Annotated in this window: 11 protein-coding genes; 5 read left to right on the forward strand and 6 right to left on the reverse strand. The window is 69.2% G+C overall.

Translation table 11 applies throughout. The features are described from left to right. Positions 1-2 precede the first annotated feature (2 nt). Positions 3-707 carry a cupin domain-containing protein gene (locus ASG37_RS04460; protein ID WP_055756430.1) on the reverse strand — a complete coding sequence of 235 codons (705 nt, stop codon included), beginning with the start codon at positions 705-707 and terminating at the stop codon, positions 3-5. A gap of 2 nt (positions 708-709) precedes the next feature. Beyond that, a complete protein-coding gene (locus ASG37_RS04465; RefSeq protein ID WP_055756432.1) occupies positions 710-1,372 on the reverse strand; it encodes a haloacid dehalogenase type II in 663 nt (220 codons plus the stop codon). 357 nt (positions 1,373-1,729) lie between these two features. Here ASG37_RS04465 and ASG37_RS04470 point away from each other — a divergent pair, with 357 nt between their 5' ends. From ASG37_RS04470 to ASG37_RS04490, 5 genes are read left to right on the forward strand one after another with little or no spacing between them, the layout of a single operon-like run. Continuing rightward, on the forward strand, positions 1,730-3,157 hold the full coding sequence (locus ASG37_RS04470; RefSeq protein ID WP_055756434.1) for an aldehyde dehydrogenase family protein: 1,428 nt from the start codon (positions 1,730-1,732) through the stop codon (positions 3,155-3,157). A 40-nt stretch (positions 3,158-3,197) separates the two neighbouring features. Further along, entirely contained in the window at positions 3,198-4,364 is a 1,167-nt protein-coding gene (locus ASG37_RS04475) for a DSD1 family PLP-dependent enzyme (RefSeq protein ID WP_055757317.1), read from the forward strand. Continuing rightward, the gene (locus tag ASG37_RS04480; RefSeq protein WP_055757319.1) at positions 4,364-4,762 is read left to right on the forward strand and encodes a RidA family protein; all 399 of its coding nucleotides are present in this window, start codon (positions 4,364-4,366) and stop codon (positions 4,760-4,762) included. Before ASG37_RS04475 ends, ASG37_RS04480 begins: the two co-directional genes overlap by 1 nt. Positions 4,763-4,792: 30 nt before the next feature. Continuing rightward, entirely contained in the window at positions 4,793-5,998 is a 1,206-nt protein-coding gene (locus ASG37_RS04485) for a DUF1624 domain-containing protein (RefSeq protein WP_082448337.1), read from the forward strand. Positions 5,999-6,041: 43 nt separating this feature from the next. Next, positions 6,042-7,367 (forward strand): NAD(P)/FAD-dependent oxidoreductase, encoded by a 1,326-nt coding sequence (locus tag ASG37_RS04490; protein ID WP_055756436.1) that lies wholly within the window; start codon positions 6,042-6,044, stop codon positions 7,365-7,367. Between the two features lie 40 nt (positions 7,368-7,407). Here the strand turns inward: ASG37_RS04490 and bcsD are convergent, their stop codons facing one another. The 4 genes from bcsD to ASG37_RS04510 are packed head-to-tail and all read right to left on the reverse strand — an operon-like array spanning position 7,408 to position 16,149. Then, positions 7,408-7,872 (reverse strand): cellulose biosynthesis protein BcsD, encoded by a 465-nt coding sequence (gene bcsD, locus ASG37_RS04495; protein ID WP_055756438.1) that lies wholly within the window; start codon positions 7,870-7,872, stop codon positions 7,408-7,410. After that, positions 7,869-11,102: a cellulose biosynthesis protein BcsC gene (locus tag ASG37_RS04500; protein WP_055756440.1), complete on the reverse strand. Its 3,234-nt coding sequence runs from the start codon at positions 11,100-11,102 to the stop codon at positions 7,869-7,871. Before ASG37_RS04500 ends, bcsD begins: the two co-directional genes overlap by 4 nt. Then, entirely contained in the window at positions 11,099-15,445 is a 4,347-nt protein-coding gene (gene bcsA / locus ASG37_RS04505) for a UDP-forming cellulose synthase catalytic subunit (protein ID WP_055756442.1), read from the reverse strand. Before bcsA ends, ASG37_RS04500 begins: the two co-directional genes overlap by 4 nt. Then, complete coding sequence (locus ASG37_RS04510) at positions 15,442-16,149, reverse strand: cellulose synthase operon protein YhjQ/BcsQ (protein ID WP_055756444.1); 708 nt, start codon at positions 16,147-16,149, stop codon at positions 15,442-15,444. The genes bcsA and ASG37_RS04510 overlap by 4 nt, the downstream gene beginning before the upstream one ends. Position 16,150: the final 1 nt, after the last annotated feature.

A 16,150-nucleotide genomic window follows, 5' to 3' on the forward strand; every position in this document is an offset into this window, starting at 1 on the left:
GTTCAGGCGACCGCCGGCCGCCAGATCGCATAGACCTTCTTCACGTCCACCTTGCTGTCCCACGAACACTGCGCACCATGTTCGAGCAGGAAAATGTCGCCCGTCGAAAAGGTCGCGCTCGCCCCGCTCTCGTCGACGAAGGTGACGCTGCCTTGCAGCAGGTACATCAGTTCGTGATGACGATAGCGCATCGTCGTGCGGTGATAGGGGGTCGAATCCCACGTGCCGCAGATGAACACGCCGTCGCTCGACAGATAATCGGTATGGTTGCGGCACGACGGCGTCGGTCCGACCAGCAGCTCGGCGAGCGGCGGGTTGGAGGGGGTGAGCGCCGCCGCCGTATCGATCGGCACGACCGTGTCGGCGGCGGCGGTGCCGATCGCATGGCGCATCGTCAGCGCGCGGGTTCCGGGCGCGGCCTGCCAGTCGAAGGCGACCCCGGCGGGAACCACCGCGCAGGCATCCGCCGCCAGCGTCACCCCGCCCAGCCGCAGCGATCCCGCCAGCACGATCACGAACTCGTCGCCCGGCAGCCCGTCGACCGTTCCCGTGCCACCGTCGAGCGCGAGCAGGTCGACGCCGCACGGCCCCCCGGCCAGCGGCAGTGCTGCACGGGCAGTGCGGTAGTCGCCGGTGGCGGGGGGGTGCGCGGTATCGGCGAAGGCGCGCAGGTCGACGAACGACCGGACCCGGGTGTCGCCCTCCACGCTCACAGCCCGACCAGTCCCGGCAGTCCGGCGATGCTCGGAATGTCGTTTACCTGATAATAGCTGTTGAGCGGTTCGTGGCCGCGGTTGACGAACGCCTTGTCCTTGATCCCCAGGTCGTACGCGGTCATCAGGTCGTAGCGAAAGCTGGACGAGACATGCAGGATGTCCTCGGGTCCACAGCCGAGCCGGTCGAACATATATTCGAACGCCTGCATCCGCGGCTTGTACGCCTGTGCTTCCTCGGCGGTGTAGACCGCGTGGAACGGCGCCTCCAGCCGCTCTACGCTGGCCGGGATCAGGTCGATCATCGAATTGGACAGGATGACCAGCGGATATTCGGCGGCGACGCGCTTGAGCGGTTCGATCACGTCCGGGTGCGGACCCCATGTCGGCACGGCGGCATAGACGTCGGCCGTGTCCGTATCGCGATATTCGATGCCCCAGCGTTTGCAGGTGCGGCGCAGCGACCCTTCGACGACGTCGCGATACGGCTTCCATGCGCCCAGCACCTCGTCGAGCCGATAGGCGGAGAAATCGGCGCAGAACTGGTCCATCGCTTCCGGCGCGATACGATCGGCGTAGAGTCGCCGGGCGACCGGCGCCATCTCAAAATAGATCAGCGTGCCGTAGCAATCGAAAGTGATGTATTTTGGACGAAGCACCGTCGGCCCCCCTTGCCATGATGTTGAACAACGACCGCGATATTGGCGCCGTCCGGGCGGCAGAAGCACTTGATTCGCCGGAATCGAAAGCGTGGTCGCCACGACGATCCGCCCGCTCCGGCATAATCTGCCGTGCGGTGCCGCGCCGGGCGGCGATATAACAGTACCGTCCGGAATGTCGGATGTGACCGGCCGCGTCGCTGCGAACCGATTGCACCGTGCCGGGCCGCGCGGCGGGGCAGGAATGCCGTTTGCCCCGGCCATTTCGGAAGCGTCTGCCGGATATTGCGCATAGACTGAAGCGGACAATGGACCCGTTGCCGTCGGTGGGGCGGCACGGTTCCGGGTGGGGTGGGCATGACCGAGGACAGGACCGGATACTTCTACATCGACGGCGACTGGCGGGAGCCGATCGCGCCGGCCACGCCGATCGCGGTGGTCGATCCGGCGACCGAAACGTCGATCGGCGCGATCGCCGCCGGGTCCGCCGCCGACGTCGACCGCGCGATCGCCGCCGGGGTGCGTGCCTTTCCCGCCTTCGCCGCATCGCCGGTTGCCGACCGGATCGCGCTGCTTGGCCGGATCGCCGCCTTGCTGGAGGAACGCGCCGAGAGTTTCGCACGCGCGATCGCGACCGAGATGGGCGCGGCGATCAGCTTCGCCCGCGCGTCGCAGGTGCCCTTCGCCATCGCGCATGTCCGCGCGCAGATCGAGGTGCTGGAGCAGTATCGTTTCGAACGGCCAGACGAAGGCTTCACGACGGTCAAGGAAGCGATCGGCGTCGCCGCGCTCATCACCCCGTGGAACTGGCCACTGTACCAGATCACCGCCAAGGTCGCCCCCGCGCTCGCCGCCGGCTGCCCGGTAGTGCTCAAACCCAGCGAATTGTCGCCGTACAGCGCGCTGTTGTTCGCGCAGGTGATGCACGATGCGGGGTGCCCGGCGGGCGTGTTCAACCTGGTCAACGGCACCGGCGAGGTCGTCGGTGCGGCGCTGTCGGCGCATCCCGACGTCGCGATGATCTCGATCACCGGATCGACCCGCGCGGGCGTGCTGGTGGCGCAGGCGGCGGCGGTCAGCGTCAAGCGCGTAGTGCAGGAACTGGGCGGCAAGTCGCCCAACCTCTTCCTCGACGATGCCGATTTCGCCGCCGCCGTGCCGCGCGGGGTGATGGCGGGGATGCGCAACGTCGGCCAGTCGTGCAGCGCGCCGACCCGGCTGCTGGTGCCCGCCCACCGGCTGGCCGAGGTCGAGGCGCTGGCGATCGAAGCGGCGGGGCAATGGCGCGTCGGCGCGCCGCTCGACGATACGACGACGATGGGACCGATCGCCAACGCCGCACAGCATCGCCGGGTTCAGGCGATGATCGAAACCGGCATGGCCGAAGGCGCACGGCTGATCTGCGGCGGTCCCGGCCGCCCCGCCGATCTCAACCGCGGCTATTATGCCCGGCCGACGATCTTTTCCAACGTGACCCCTACGATGACGATCGCGCGCGAGGAGATTTTCGGACCCGTCCTGTGCATCCTGCCCTATGCCGACGAGGAAGCAGCGATCGGGATCGCGAACGACACCGTCTATGGCCTTGGCGCGCACGTCCAGTCGGGCGACCCGGCGCGCGCGCAGGCGGTGGCCCGGCGCATCCGCGCGGGACAGGTGCATATCAATTCCCCCGCATGGACCGCGCACGCGCCGTTCGGCGGCTACAAGCAATCGGGCAACGGCCGTGAATACGGCGTCCACGGATTCGAGGAATATCTCGAAACCAAGGCGATCCTTGCCTGATCCGACAAAGGAAAGAGACCGCGTGATACAGGACGAACCCATGGTTGCCCCCGCCCCCACCACCGATACCGGCCCGACGCTGGCGACGGTCGAGACGCCGTGTCTCGTCCTCGACAGCGATCGCATGGACCGCAACATCGCCCGGCTGAAGGCGCATCTGGCGACGCTGGGCGTGACGTTGCGCCCGCACCTCAAGACCGGCAAGTCGGTCGAGGTCGCAGGCCGGGTGATGGAGACGCCCGAGGGACCGGCCACCGTCTCGACGCTCAAAGAGGCAGAGCAGTTCGCCGACGCCGGGGTGCGCGACCTGATCTATGCGGTCGGCATCGCCCCCGACAAACTGCCGCGCGTGCTGGCGCTGCGCGCGCGCGGCGTCGATGTCGCGGTGGTACTCGACACGGTCGAACAGGCCCGCGCCGTCGCGGCGGCATCGCGCGCGGCGGGCGTGGCGATCCCCGCGCTGATCGAGATCGACTGCGACGGGCATCGCTCGGGCGTGTTGCCGGGCGACAGTTCCGCGCTGCTGGCGATCGCGGGCGCACTGGTCGAGGGTGGCGACCTGCGCGGGGTGATGACCCATGCCGGCGGCAGCTATGCCGCGCGCGGCCATGACGAGCTGCGCCGCCTTGCCGAAGCGGAGCGCCGGAGCGTTGTCGATGCGGCGGCGACGCTGCGCGCGGCCGGCTTTTCCTGCCCGGTCGTCAGCATCGGATCGACCCCGACCGCGCATTTCGCCACCGACCTGACCGGCGTGACCGAGGTGCGGGCGGGCGTGTTCGTGTTCTTCGACCTCGTGATGCACGGCATCGGCCTGTGCGCGATCGACGACATTGCGCTGTCGGTGCTCGGCACGGTCATCGGCTTCCAGAAGGAAAAGGGCTGGATCCTGATCGACGCGGGCTGGATGGCGATGTCGCGCGATCGCGGCACTGCGAAACAGCCGGTCGATCAGGGCTATGGCGTCGTCTGCATGGTGGACGGCACCCCCTTTCCCGACCTGATCCTCGCCGATGCGAACCAGGAACACGGCATCATCACCGTGCGCCCGGGATCGAACGGCACCCTGCCGCCGCTGGCGATCGGCGACCGGGTGCGGGTGTTGCCCAACCACGCCTGTTCGACCGCCGCGCAGCATCCCGGCTATCATGTCGTCCACGGCGACGATCCGGCGGTCGTCGCGACATGGTCGCGCTTCGGAGGATGGTGATGGCCGACCCTGTGATCCATCCGGTGCTGACCGCCGACGCCCCCTTGCCCGCCGGCCATTATGCGCAGGCCGTCCGCGCGGGCGATCTGCTCCATATCTCGGGCCAGTTGCCGATCCGCGCCGACGGAGCGCCGCTGGACGACATGACGTTCGAGACGCAGGCGGCGCAGGCGATCGACAACCTGCTGGCGATCCTGACCGCCGCCGGGGGGACGCCCGCGCATCTGGTCCGCGTCACCGCCTATATCGTCGGCGTCGAGCATTGGCCGCGGTTCAACGCGGTCTATGCCGCGCGATTGGGCGATGCCCGCCCGGCGCGGAGCGTCGTGCCGGTGCCCGAACTCCACTATGGCTATCTGGTCGAGGTCGACGCGGTCGCGTGGCTGGCCGACGCCTGAATGCCAACTCTTGTAACGATGGACCCCGCCATGGCGAGCATCCCGACCGACGGCCTCCCTTCCTCCGGCACTACCAGCCACCGCTTCGCGATCGCGAAGCCGGCGGCAGGAGCGCGACTGCTCGGCATCGACGCGCTGCGCGGGTTCGTCATGGTGCTGATGCTGCTCGACCATGTGCGCGAGGGGTTTTTCCTGTGGGTGCCGATCGGCGATCCGGTCGACGCGCTGACCGTCTCGCCCGCCAGCTTCTTCAGCCGCCTGACCAGCCAGATCTGTGCGCCGGTCTTCGTCGCCCTCACCGGGCTGGGCGCCTATCTCTATGCGCAGAAGCACAGCACGTCGCAGACGACCGCCTTCCTGCTCAAGCGCGGGTTCTTCCTCGTCCTGCTCGAACTGACCGTCGTCAATTTTCAGTGGCGCGCGGAATTTCCGCCGACGATCGTCTATCTGCAGGTCATCTGGGCGATCGGCCTCAGCATGATCGTGCTGGCCGGGCTGATCCGCCTGCCGCATATCGTGATCGCCGCGATCGGCGTGGCGATCGTCGCCGGGCACAACCTGCTCGATCCGATCGTGCCGCCGCCCGAACATCCCTTCTACGCCATCTGGTCGCTGCTGCACGAACGCGGCACGATCACCATCGGCGGACTGCCGATCCGGTTCAGCTATCCGGTGCTGCCGTGGATCGGTGTCATCTGCCTCGGCTGGACCGCCGGGCCATGGTTCGCGCGCGGCGACGTCGCGGCACGGGGGCGGACGCTGGCGCGCGCCGGCTTCGCCATGCTGGCGGCCTGCGTCGCGCTGCGCTTCGCGAATGTCTATGGCGACACGCCGTGGTTCGTGGTGCCGGATTCGTCGCTGCGCACCGTGATGAGCTTCCTCGCGCTGACCAAATATCCGCCGTCGCTGCTGTACGTTCTGGCGACGCTCGGCTTCGGCCTGCTGCTGCTCGCGCTGTTCGACCGGATCGCCGATGCGCGGGTGACCGGATGGCTGGCGGTGCTGGGCGGCGCACCGATGTTCTTCTACCTGTTCCACCTCTATGTCCTGCGCGCGATGTATCTGGGCGCGCGCGCGATCTGGGGCACGAACCACGGCGAGGTTTTCGGCCTGCCATCGCTCGGGTGGATCTGGCTGTTGTGGATCGCGATGATCGTGCCGCTCTATTTCCCGACGCGCTGGTTCGCGAACCTCAAGAAGCGTCGCAAGGACATTCGCTGGCTCAAATATCTCTGAGCCTGCCCCCCATCCCCGTTCTCTGCCGCTGGAGCCCGTTCGAATGCCCGCACCGCTGACGTTCGTCGATTCGACCCCCGACCTGCCCGAGACCGCCGATGTGGTGGTGATCGGCGGGGGCATCGTCGGCAGCTTCACCGCTTATTACCTGGCCAAACGCGGGTTGAAGGTCGCACTGGTCGAAAAGGGCCGAATCGGCGCCGAACAGTCGAGCCGCAACTGGGGCTGGTGCCGCCAGCAGAACCGCGACGCGCGCGAACTGCCGATGGCGACCAAGGCGCTCGACCTGTGGGAGCAGTTCGGCGCCGACACCGGCGAGGCGACGGGGTTCAGCCGCTGCGGCCTCCTGTATCTCAGCGACAACGAGGCGGAGATCGAGGGCTGGGCGCGGTGGCGCGATTTCGCGCAGACCGTCGGCGTCGCCACCCACATGCTGTCGTCGGCGGAAGCGAGCGAACGCGGGCGTTTCGGCAACAAGCCGTGGAAAGGCGGGGTCTTCTCCCCCACCGACGGCACCGCCGATCCGTCGCGCGCTGCGCCTGCGGTCGCGCGTGCGATCATGGCGCTGGGCGGGACGGTGCATCAGGGGTGCGCGGTGCGCGGGCTGGAGACCGAGGGCGGACGGCTTTCGGGCGTCGTCACCGAACGCGGCGTGATCCGCACCAAGGTCGCGGTCCTGTCGGCGGGCGCATGGGCATCGTCGTTCTGCTATCAATATGGCATCCGCTTTCCGCAGGCGACGATCCGTCAGACGGTGATGGCGGTCGGCCCGGGCGAGGACGTGTTTCCGCCGGCGATGCACAGCGACTTCGTGTCGATGACCAGGCGGGGCGATGGCGGCTACACGCTGTCGATCAGCGGCAGCGGCAAGGTCGATCCGACGCCGCAGTTCCTGCGCTTCTCGACCCAGTTCGTGCCGATGTTCCTGCGACGCTGGCGCAAGCTGTCGCCCGGCGGGCTGGAAGGGATGAAGTCGGGCCACGAGCGGGTCGCGCGCTGGAAGCTCGACCGGCCGACGCCGATGGAGGCGATGCGCATCCTCGATCCCGCGCCCGACAAGGCGACGGTGGCGCGCACTCACGCCCGGGCGCTGGCGGTGATGCCGCGCCTTGCCGACCGTGCGGTGACGGGGGCGTGGGCGGGCTATGTCGACAGCACGCCCGATGGCGTGCCGGGCATCGGCGAGGTCGATACGCTGCCCGGGCTGGTGCTGGCCGCCGGGTTCAGCGGGCACGGCTTTGGCATCGGTCCGGGGGCGGGACATCTGATCGCCGATATTGTGAGCGGCGCCACCCCGATCGTCGATCCGCGCCCCTATCACCCCGATCGGTTCCGCGCGTCGGCATGGGGCAAGGTCGCGGATTTCTAAACGGTCTGAAAATGCGTTGAGACGCATTTCCGGACCGGCGCTATGCCCCGCGCAATCCGTGTTTCAGCCGCACCTCGCCCTCGCTCCACGACAAGGTCCATGTCGCGACGCCGCGTCCGCTGCCCAGCGAGCGCAGCCAGCCGTCGTACACGCCCTCCAACACCGGGCGCATCACCGCTTCGGTCGCATGGCCCAGCACCGGCGCGAGGTTGCGGACCGCGCCGCTGTGGGTGATGAGGATGCCGTCCGCCGCCATGTCGAACTGCGCCTGCCCGCAATTATATTCGAGCCACACCCGGTTCACGACCGTCGCCAGCCCCGACAGGTCGTCGACCATGTCGACCGGATGGATCGCGGCGATGCGCGCGCCGACCGCGCGGTAGAAAGCGGCCTGCTGCCCGCGCGGCGCGGTGGCGCCGATCTCGGCGGCGATCCCGCCGAGCAGCAGCGCGGAAGCACAGGTTTCGGTGGCGGTTTCGGTCGCCCACAGCGGCATGGCGGTCATCTGTCCCTTCCCAGCGACTGACGCAGCTCGAAGGTCGAGCGATATTCGTCATAGGTTCCGAACGTATTGACGCTGGCGGTAGCCCCCACCCGCGTGTTCGGCGTGATACGGTAATAGAGCGAACCGTCGGCTGCAAAGGCGAAACCGGTGACGCTCAGGCTGTCGTAATAGGAGCGCACGTCGCTGTTGCTCGCCTTCAGCGCATCGAGTGCCGCCTGCGCCGTCGGATCGGTCGGATAGATCGGCGCACGGTCCTGTTCGAAGCTCTGATAGCCCGGCGCGCCGCCCAGCCGCGCCTCCCAGCGATTGTCCGAATAGGTGTAGCGCAGCGGCAGGCTCATGCTCAGGAAACTCTGCGGGCTGAAATAGCCGCCATGGCCGAAGGTGAAGAAATTCTGGTTGTTGTCGAATGCCTGCCAGTTGATGTTGACGCCGCCGGTGAACGTCGAGCTGCCGTCGCGGTAAAGCGGGAGATAGCCGCCGACATTCGCCTGATAGCCGCGATTGTCGCGCACATTGTCGCCGGCATAGCGAAAGCCCGAGATGTCGCCGTAGATGCCGGTGCCCTCGCGGTCCCACGACAGCGACGCGCCGCCGCCGGTGCGCATCACCTGTCCCCAGCGCGCGCCCGTCACCGGATCGCGCGTGCCGGCATAGGAGACGATACTGTCGCCCACCGCCTCGCTGCGGACCCAGCCTTGCGCCGACACGGTGTTCGACAGGCGCGGGCGGGCGGTGAAACCCCATGTCACCTTGGTATCGTCGAAGCCGAGGGGGGTCGTGCCAATCTCGATCCGGATGGCGGGGCTGTCGTAGCTCGCCTGCACCGCCACGCCCGAGGCATGTTGCGTCTCCGCCTGCGCGAGCCGCGAGAGTTCCTCGGCGACGATCGCCTCGGCCTCGGCGGTGGCATTGCGGCCGAAGCGGGCCAGCGCCGACCCGGTCGGCCGCCCCGAATCGATCACCACCGGCGTGGCCGACAGGGCGATGCGCCCGCCGCCGACGCTGGTCGAAACCCGCGCGGTGCCCGACAGTTCGCGCAGGCCGCTCAGCCCCGTCTCGCCCGATCGTTCGCGGTAGCCGAGCGTCATTTCCGCACGCGGACCGCTGTCGCCGACCTGGCTGGCGATCTGCGCGCGCAGCCGGGCGAGTTCGGGATCGCCGATCGCCGCCGCCGGGACGATGGCCGCCGGGGTCGCCATGCCGCCACGCGGGGCGGCGGGGATCCTGCCGCCGCTCAGCGTGAACGGATTGGTCGCGGCCGCCGGGGCCGCCGCCGCTTCCATCGCCCGGAACGGGTTGCTGCTGGCCGGGCCGCCCGCGAACGGATTGCCCCCATTCACCGCCTGCCCCGCCCCGCCGCGCGTGGCATAGGCCGCCTCGCCACGCCGCAGATAGCGTCGTGCCGCGCCGCTGTCGCCGCGCGCCTGTTCCATCTGGCCCGCCGCCGCATAGATTTGCGGATCGTCGGGATAGGCCTGCAATGCCCGCTCGACGGTCGCGACCGCGAGGTCGTGATCGCCCGCCGCCCCGGCCGCGCCGATCAGCCCGGTGAGCGCACCCTTGTCGCGCGGATTGCGTGCCAGCACCAGTTGATAGGTCTGTGCCGCCTGCGATGCCATGTTGCCCGACTGGTACAGTCGGGCGAGCGCTCCGAGCACCTCCGGTTCGTTGGGGGCGGCGGTCCATGCCTGCTGCAACAGGTCGAACGCCGGGGCATATTGCCCGGCGAGGCGCAGCCGGTCGGCCTGTCCCGCCGCCGCGATCGCCTGTAGCCGGGCGACTTCCGCCTCGCCGCCGGCCGATCCGGTGGCGGCGCTGCGCGCGCGGGCGATGGCGTCGGCGACCGAGGCATCCGCCCCACCACGCGCGAAGATACGGACGATCGGTTCATATTCGGCGGGACTGGCGGGCGTGGCGGCCAGCGCGCGCTGCGCCAGCGGCATCGCCCCCGCGCTGTCGCCTAGTTCGTCGAGTGCGCCCGCCACCCCGGAGAGCGATGCCGCCGACAGCCCCGGCGTCTCGCCGATGCCGCGCAGCGCCGCCACCGCCTCGCCATTCCGTCCCTGGCCTGCGATCGTGCGGGCGCGGGCGATGGCGGCGTCGACGGTCAACTGCCCCGCGAACCGGCGGATCGCGGCGGTGCGCTGCCCTTCGGGAATGCGGGCGAGCAGCGCGTTCGCCTGGGTCTGGCGGCCCAGTTGCGCGTGGAGCATCGCCGCCGCGTAATTGGCATCGCCCGACCCGATCGTCTGGAGCGACTGGATCAGCGAATCGGCCTCGGGTACGCGGCCGCGCGCCAGCAGGTAGCGGGCGAATTCATAGCGGATCCACGGATCGCTCTGGTCGACCTGCAGCCCGCGCTGGAACTGCGCCTCCGCCTGCTGCGTGTCGCCGCGCTGTGCCGCCTGCAACGCCTGATCGCGGGCGACGCGCACCTGCAACTGCGTCTCGCTGCCGCCGGCTGCACCCGCCTGGCGCGCGAGGTCGGCGGCATCGGCATAGCGCCCCTGCCGTTCGTAGATGTCGGCGAGCAGTGCCAGCGCCGGCCCCCGGTCGCGCACCGGCAGGCGGGCGAGCTGTTCGGCATCGGCTTGCGCGCCGGTCACATCGCCACGCTCCAGCTTGCCGCGCGCATCGGCCAGCCCGGCGAAGAACCGTGCCGAATCGAGCGCCTCCGACCAGCGCGCCGCGTTGCCGCGCGACGATGCGCGCCCCAGCAACCGTGCGGCATCGGCGAAGCGCGACTGGCGCAGCCGGACGATACCCAGCCCGCCCGACGCATCGCCGTCATTGCCATTGGCCGCCAGCGCGCGTTCGAACAGCCGTTCGGCCTGCCCCAATTGCCCGGCATCGAGCGCGCGGAACCCGGCAGCGCGCGCATCGCCGCCGCGATCGACGGGAGCCGGCGCGGCCCGGCGCGGCGCGGGTTCAGACACGGCGACCGGCGCGGTGGCCGGTTGCAGGCGGACCTGTGGCACGACGACGTTCTGCACCGGTGCCGGCGCGGGTGTGGGTGTCGTCGGCCCGCGCAGCGCGCGCCGTGCCTCCTCGTTACCCGGATCGAGCGCCAGCACCCGGCGATAGGCGGTGCGCGCGAGATCGGCACGCCCCTTGCCCTGCCAATAGCGGCCCTGCTGCAACAACGGGGCGACGCCGGGCTGGGCGATGGCGGGCATGCACAGCGCCGCCTGCGCCAGCAGCAGGCCGATGGTCGCGCGGCGGATCATGCCTTGTTCTCCCCCAGTCGCTTGGCCTGTTGCCGCTTGAGCAGCAGGTAGAGCGGCCCGGCGAGCAGGATCGCGACCAGCAACCCGCTCAGCCCCATCAGCAGCGGCCGTTCGCTGAACCACCATGCGACACGCATCCATGCCGGCAGCGATCCGCTCCAATAGCTCTGGCCGACCGCGAAGCTGCGCATCGTATCCCCGGTCGCGATCGACAGGTCGCCCTGCACCTGCGCATTGACGCGCTGGTCGGCCAGCCCCTGCACCAGCCCGGGCAGATCGGTCGGATCGGTCGCGAGCATCGCCACCACCGTCCGCCCCGCATCATAGGGCGAGCGGAAGCTGACGAAGCCGGTGAAGCGATCGGCGGTCGTCAGATAGGCGTTGGTCGCATCGACATCGGCATCGCCGTACGGCGAGATCAGCCCGAAGATCCGCTCGACCAGATTGCGCTCGGTCACGCGGATGCGGCCGTTCTGCAAGCCGACCGGCGCACCGGCGAACAGGTCCGACAAATTGTTGCCGGGCGTCCCCACGACCAGCACGTCGCGCCCGGCCAGCGTATCGGCCGAGCCGGCGCGCGCGACCGATACCGCCGTCGTCGCCGCACCGGTCGCATCGCCGAACCGGCCCATCAGCACCAGATAGGCCTCGACCGTCGCCGCATCGACATTGGCGGGCAACAACACCGTCGTTTCCGCCAGATCGGGGCTGACCGTGAAGGGATAGCCGGCATTGGCGAAGGTCGCGAGCGAGGGCATCCGCGCCGCATGATAGGCATGGGTCAGGTCGATCGCGCTGTCGGGGTCGATCGCCACCCGGACATTGTCGGGCAGCGTCCCCTCGCAGCGCTTTTTGTTGGCGAGGATCAGATTATAGTCGAAGATCAGTTCGTTCTGGCCGAACAGATTGTAGCTCGGCAGGTCGACCTGCGCGCGGGTGACGTTGCTCGTCGCGCCGTCGCCCTGCCCCAGCAGCCGCTGCCACCAGCCCGCCCCGCCGAGCGGGAGGGTGCGCAGATACTGGTTGTTGATCGACACGTCGAGCCGCGAGCCGCGCCGGTCGAGCCACGACGCCGACGGATAGCGATAGTTGAGGTCGAGCCGGGCGCCCGATCGCGGCCAGAAGAACAGGTCGGGCGCGGCGCGGAATCCCGCCGTCAGTGGCCCCGGCGGCAGACCCACGCCCTGAAGCGTCCGCGGATCGACCAGTTCGCCCAGCTTCACCGGCCGGTCGGAGCGCAGCCAGCGCGGCGCGCCGTACCGTTCCCAGGTGGGGATGCGCACGCCGTCGAACCGCGCGGTCGTGCCGCCGATCGTGCCACGTCCCACCGCCAGCGCGGCGGCGGCCTGTTTCAGCTCGCGCGCGTCACGGCCCATCACCAGCAACAGCTCGCCGAACGGATCATACGGGTTGCGGATGACGATCGCCGACGGACCGGCGATGGTCGGCACAAAGCCGCCGATCCGCATCCCCGGTCGCATGAACACGATCGCGTTGCCGCGCGGCACGCTGCCGAAGCTGGGCTTGAAGGTGAAGCCGCGATAGCTGGCAAGGCGGCCGAACCACGACGCCATGCTCGCCGCGGCCTCCAGCTCGCCGTCGGTCGGTTGCCCGGCGAACACGAACGGCAGGCTGAGCGGCAGATTGTCCGCCCGGTCGAAGAACGGGGCGGGCAGCCGCGCCAGATCGGGGGCGAGCGGCAGCGTCTGGATCGTCAGGTCGAAGGCCGATCGCGTATTGCTGACGTTCGCCCACAGCGAGCTGTGGAACGGGTCCTCGCAGTCGCGCGCGTAATGGCCTAGCATCCGCAGGTTCAACTGGTTGTCGCCGGGCAGGAACAGCGCGGGGTTGACCGGGATCGTCACCTGCTGTCCGCCGGCACCATCGGGCGACAGGCGGAAGGTCCGCACGACCTCGCCGTTCAGGATCACGACCAACTGGCTGAGATCGGCGAGTAGCGCGGACGACCATGCGAAGGTCAGCGTCAGATTGGCGCCGGTCACGACCTCGTTGGCGCGCAGGCCGAACGGGATGGCGATCTCGCCGCGCGTGCCCGCCAGCCGGATCGCGCTGCGCACGCGCAGGTCGCGGAAGGTCAGCCGCTCCTGCCGCACGCCGCGCACGCCGCGCACGCCGGGCTGTGCCTCGGTCGTCTCGACCGTCTGCGCGATCGCCGCGCGCGGCGTAGCGATCGTCGCGCCGAGCGCGAGCAGCACGGCAATCGCCGCCGCCTTCGCCGACGTGGCCAGCCGGGTACGCTCGCGCCGCCGTTCGGCACGGTTGAAGCCCAGCAGGCGCTTGAGCGTCAGCAGATCGACCTTCACAATATCCCCCAGCGATTGGAGCGTGGACACGGGTGCCCGTGGCGCGGCTTCGGCCCAGGCGTCGCTGCGCCCCATCACCGCGCGGACCAGTTGGCGTTGCTGGAGCATGTCGAGTCCCTGGAATTGCAGGTTGGCCACCTGCCCGCCGATCCGCTGCAACCGGACCGGCAGCGTCAGCATCTCGTCCCCCATCGGCAGCGCGACATGGGTGACTTCGCGTTCGCGCAGCGCCACGCCCTCGGGCGCGGCGATCGCGATGCCGCCCATCGACAGGTCGATGGTCTGCGCCTCGACGACATGGCCGTCGGCGAAATAGAGCGTGCCCGGCAGTTCGACCGGGATGCGGATGTGCTCGCGCACCTGCCGCGTCTCACGCGCGACCGACACCGCCGCCAGCAGGATGACGAGGCTGAAGACCGCCCAGACGGTGTTGAGCAGCAAGGTATCGCCCTGAATGTTGAACAAATGCGGGAAGAACCACCATTTCACCACGCCGAAGGCGATGCCGAACAGGACGAGGCCGATGCAGATCAGATGCGGCCGGACCGTCGCGGTGTCGAAATGGGTGCGGTCGAGCAGCGACCCCTTGTCGGTCACGTTGAACTTGCCGCCGCGCGGTTTGAACATCGTCCACACCGTCGGCTTGGCGAGGTGGAAGGCGAGGATCGTCTCGTACACCTCGCCCCACAGCGGCCGGCGGTCGCCGCCCTGCAACCGCGCGCCCGACACCTGCGAGCAATAGAGATGCGCGGCGGCATAGGCGAAGATCATCGAGGCTGACGCATGGATGATGTTCTCGCCGAGGATTAGATAGGCGAGCGGGCTGGTGAGGAAGGCGATGCGCGGCAGCGGAAACTGGAAATGCAGCATCGCGTTCAGGTAACAAAGCCGCTGCGCCACGCTCAGCCCCGGCCCGAATAGCGGATTGTCGATCCGCAGGATCTGGGTCATGCCGCGCGCCCAGCGGATGCGCTGGCCGATGTGCAGCACCAGCCGCTCGGTCGCGAGCCCCGCCGACAGCCGCAGGCCGAGATAGGCGGTCGACCAGCCCTTGCGCTGCAATTTCAGCGCGGTGTGCGCGTCTTCCGTCACCGTCTCGAACGCGAAGCCGCCGGTGTCGGCCAGCGCCGCGCGGCGGATGATCGCGCACGATCCGCAGAAGAAGGCGGCGTTCCACAGGTCGTTACCGCGCTGCACCGCGCCGTAGAACAGGTCGCCCTCGCCCGGCAGGTTCTTCACCGACCCCAGGTTGCGCTGCACCGGATCGGGCGAATAGAAATGATGCGGCGTCTGGACTAGCGCCAGCTTGGCCTCACGCTGGAACCAGCCGACCGTCATCTGGAGAAAGGCGCGCGTCGGCACATGGTCGCAATCGAAGATCGCGATCAGCGACCCGTCGGTGCGCGACATCGCGGCATTCAGGTTGCCCGCCTTGGCATGGTTGTTGTCCGACCGGGTGATGTAGCCGCAGCCGACCGACCGGGCGAAGGCGCGAAACTCGGCCCGCCGCCCGTCGTCGAGCAGATAGACGCGGAACCGGTCACGCGGATAATCCATGTCCATCGCCGCCAGCACCGTGTTGCGCACGATGTCGAGGCCCTCGTTATAGGTCGGGACATAGACGTCGACGGTCGGCCACTCGTCCGGGGCGCCCTGTAGTTCCACCGCCTGGCGTTCCATCGGCCATGCGGTCTGGGCGATGCCGATCGCGAGGATGACCCAGGCGTACAGCTCGGCAAGATACAGGCCGATGCCCAGCACCGCGCCGATCGGATCGTCGAACGACAGCGTCGTCGTCGTCCGCCAGAACAGATAGCGGGTGGACGCGATCAGCGACAGCAGCGCCAGCACCAATGTCGCGCGGCGCGACCGCATCCGCCCCAGCACGATCGCGCCGACGATGGTGACGCCGGCGAAAATCCATTGCGACTGCAGGTCGAGCGGCACCGTCACCACGATCAGCGCCAGCAGGGCGACGAGCGCGAACAGCAACAGGTGCGGGATCGCCGCGAGCTTCACGCCGCGTCCTCCCGCGCCTGCAATCCGCACCGCGCCTCGACCGCGATCGCCAGTGCCGCGAGGTCGGGCAGCACGACGCTCTGCGGCGCATAGCGGGCAATCGGCTGGAACGATGCCAGCGCCTCGTTCACCGCCTCGTCGCGGCGGATCGCGCCGATCATCCGGTCGCCGAACAGTTCGCGCAGGAAAAGCTGGCTGTGGCGTGACAATTTGCGGGTATCGTCGACGCCGTTGAGCACGAAACCAGTCGATTCGACGTCGATCGCCGCCGTTCCCGGCCGCACCTGCGCCAGTCCGGCGAGCGATACCGGCTGCGGCATAAGCACGCACAGGTGCAACGCCGCCAGCGGCAGCAGCGCGTCGCGCGCCGTCAGATCGGCGGCGGCGACATCGGCCACCACCACCCGGTCGCCCAGCAGCGCCCCCTCGCCGCGCCCGCCGTGCCGCATCCGCCCGCCATGGACGAAGCCATGGCCCTGGAGCAGCTCGACGCCGTCGACGATGATGCCTTCGTCGTCGGCCTCGCCGATGTCGGGCACCGGCTGAGTCGGCAACATGCCGAAGAACAGCTTGAGCGCATCGGCATGGGTGAAGTCCACCGCCGCGACCGGATGCCCCCGCGCGGCAAGAGCAAGTGCGAGATGCGCGGCGACGAAGCTCGTCCCCACGCCGCCGGTGGGCGCATGGCACAAGATCAGCGGCATA

Origin of the sequence: Sphingomonas sp. Leaf407 (assembly GCF_001425385.1) — a bacterium.
In the GTDB taxonomy this organism is placed as follows: domain Bacteria; phylum Pseudomonadota; class Alphaproteobacteria; order Sphingomonadales; family Sphingomonadaceae; genus Sphingomonas.

Coding starts and splice junctions, on each gene's coding strand:
- ASG37_RS04470 (WP_055756434.1), top strand. CDS start 1,730: ATGACCGAGGACAGGACCGGATACTTCTACATCGACGGCGACTGGCGG.
- ASG37_RS04475 (WP_055757317.1), top strand. CDS start 3,198: ATGGTTGCCCCCGCCCCCACCACCGATACCGGCCCGACGCTGGCGACG.
- ASG37_RS04480 (WP_055757319.1), top strand. CDS start 4,364: ATGGCCGACCCTGTGATCCATCCGGTGCTGACCGCCGACGCCCCCTTG.
- ASG37_RS04485 (WP_082448337.1), top strand. CDS start 4,793: ATGGCGAGCATCCCGACCGACGGCCTCCCTTCCTCCGGCACTACCAGC.
- ASG37_RS04490 (WP_055756436.1), top strand. CDS start 6,042: ATGCCCGCACCGCTGACGTTCGTCGATTCGACCCCCGACCTGCCCGAG.
- bcsD (WP_055756438.1), bottom strand. CDS start 7,872: ATGACCGCCATGCCGCTGTGGGCGACCGAAACCGCCACCGAAACCTGT.
- ASG37_RS04500 (WP_055756440.1), bottom strand. CDS start 11,102: ATGATCCGCCGCGCGACCATCGGCCTGCTGCTGGCGCAGGCGGCGCTG.
- ASG37_RS04510 (WP_055756444.1), bottom strand. CDS start 16,149: ATGCCGCTGATCTTGTGCCATGCGCCCACCGGCGGCGTGGGGACGAGC.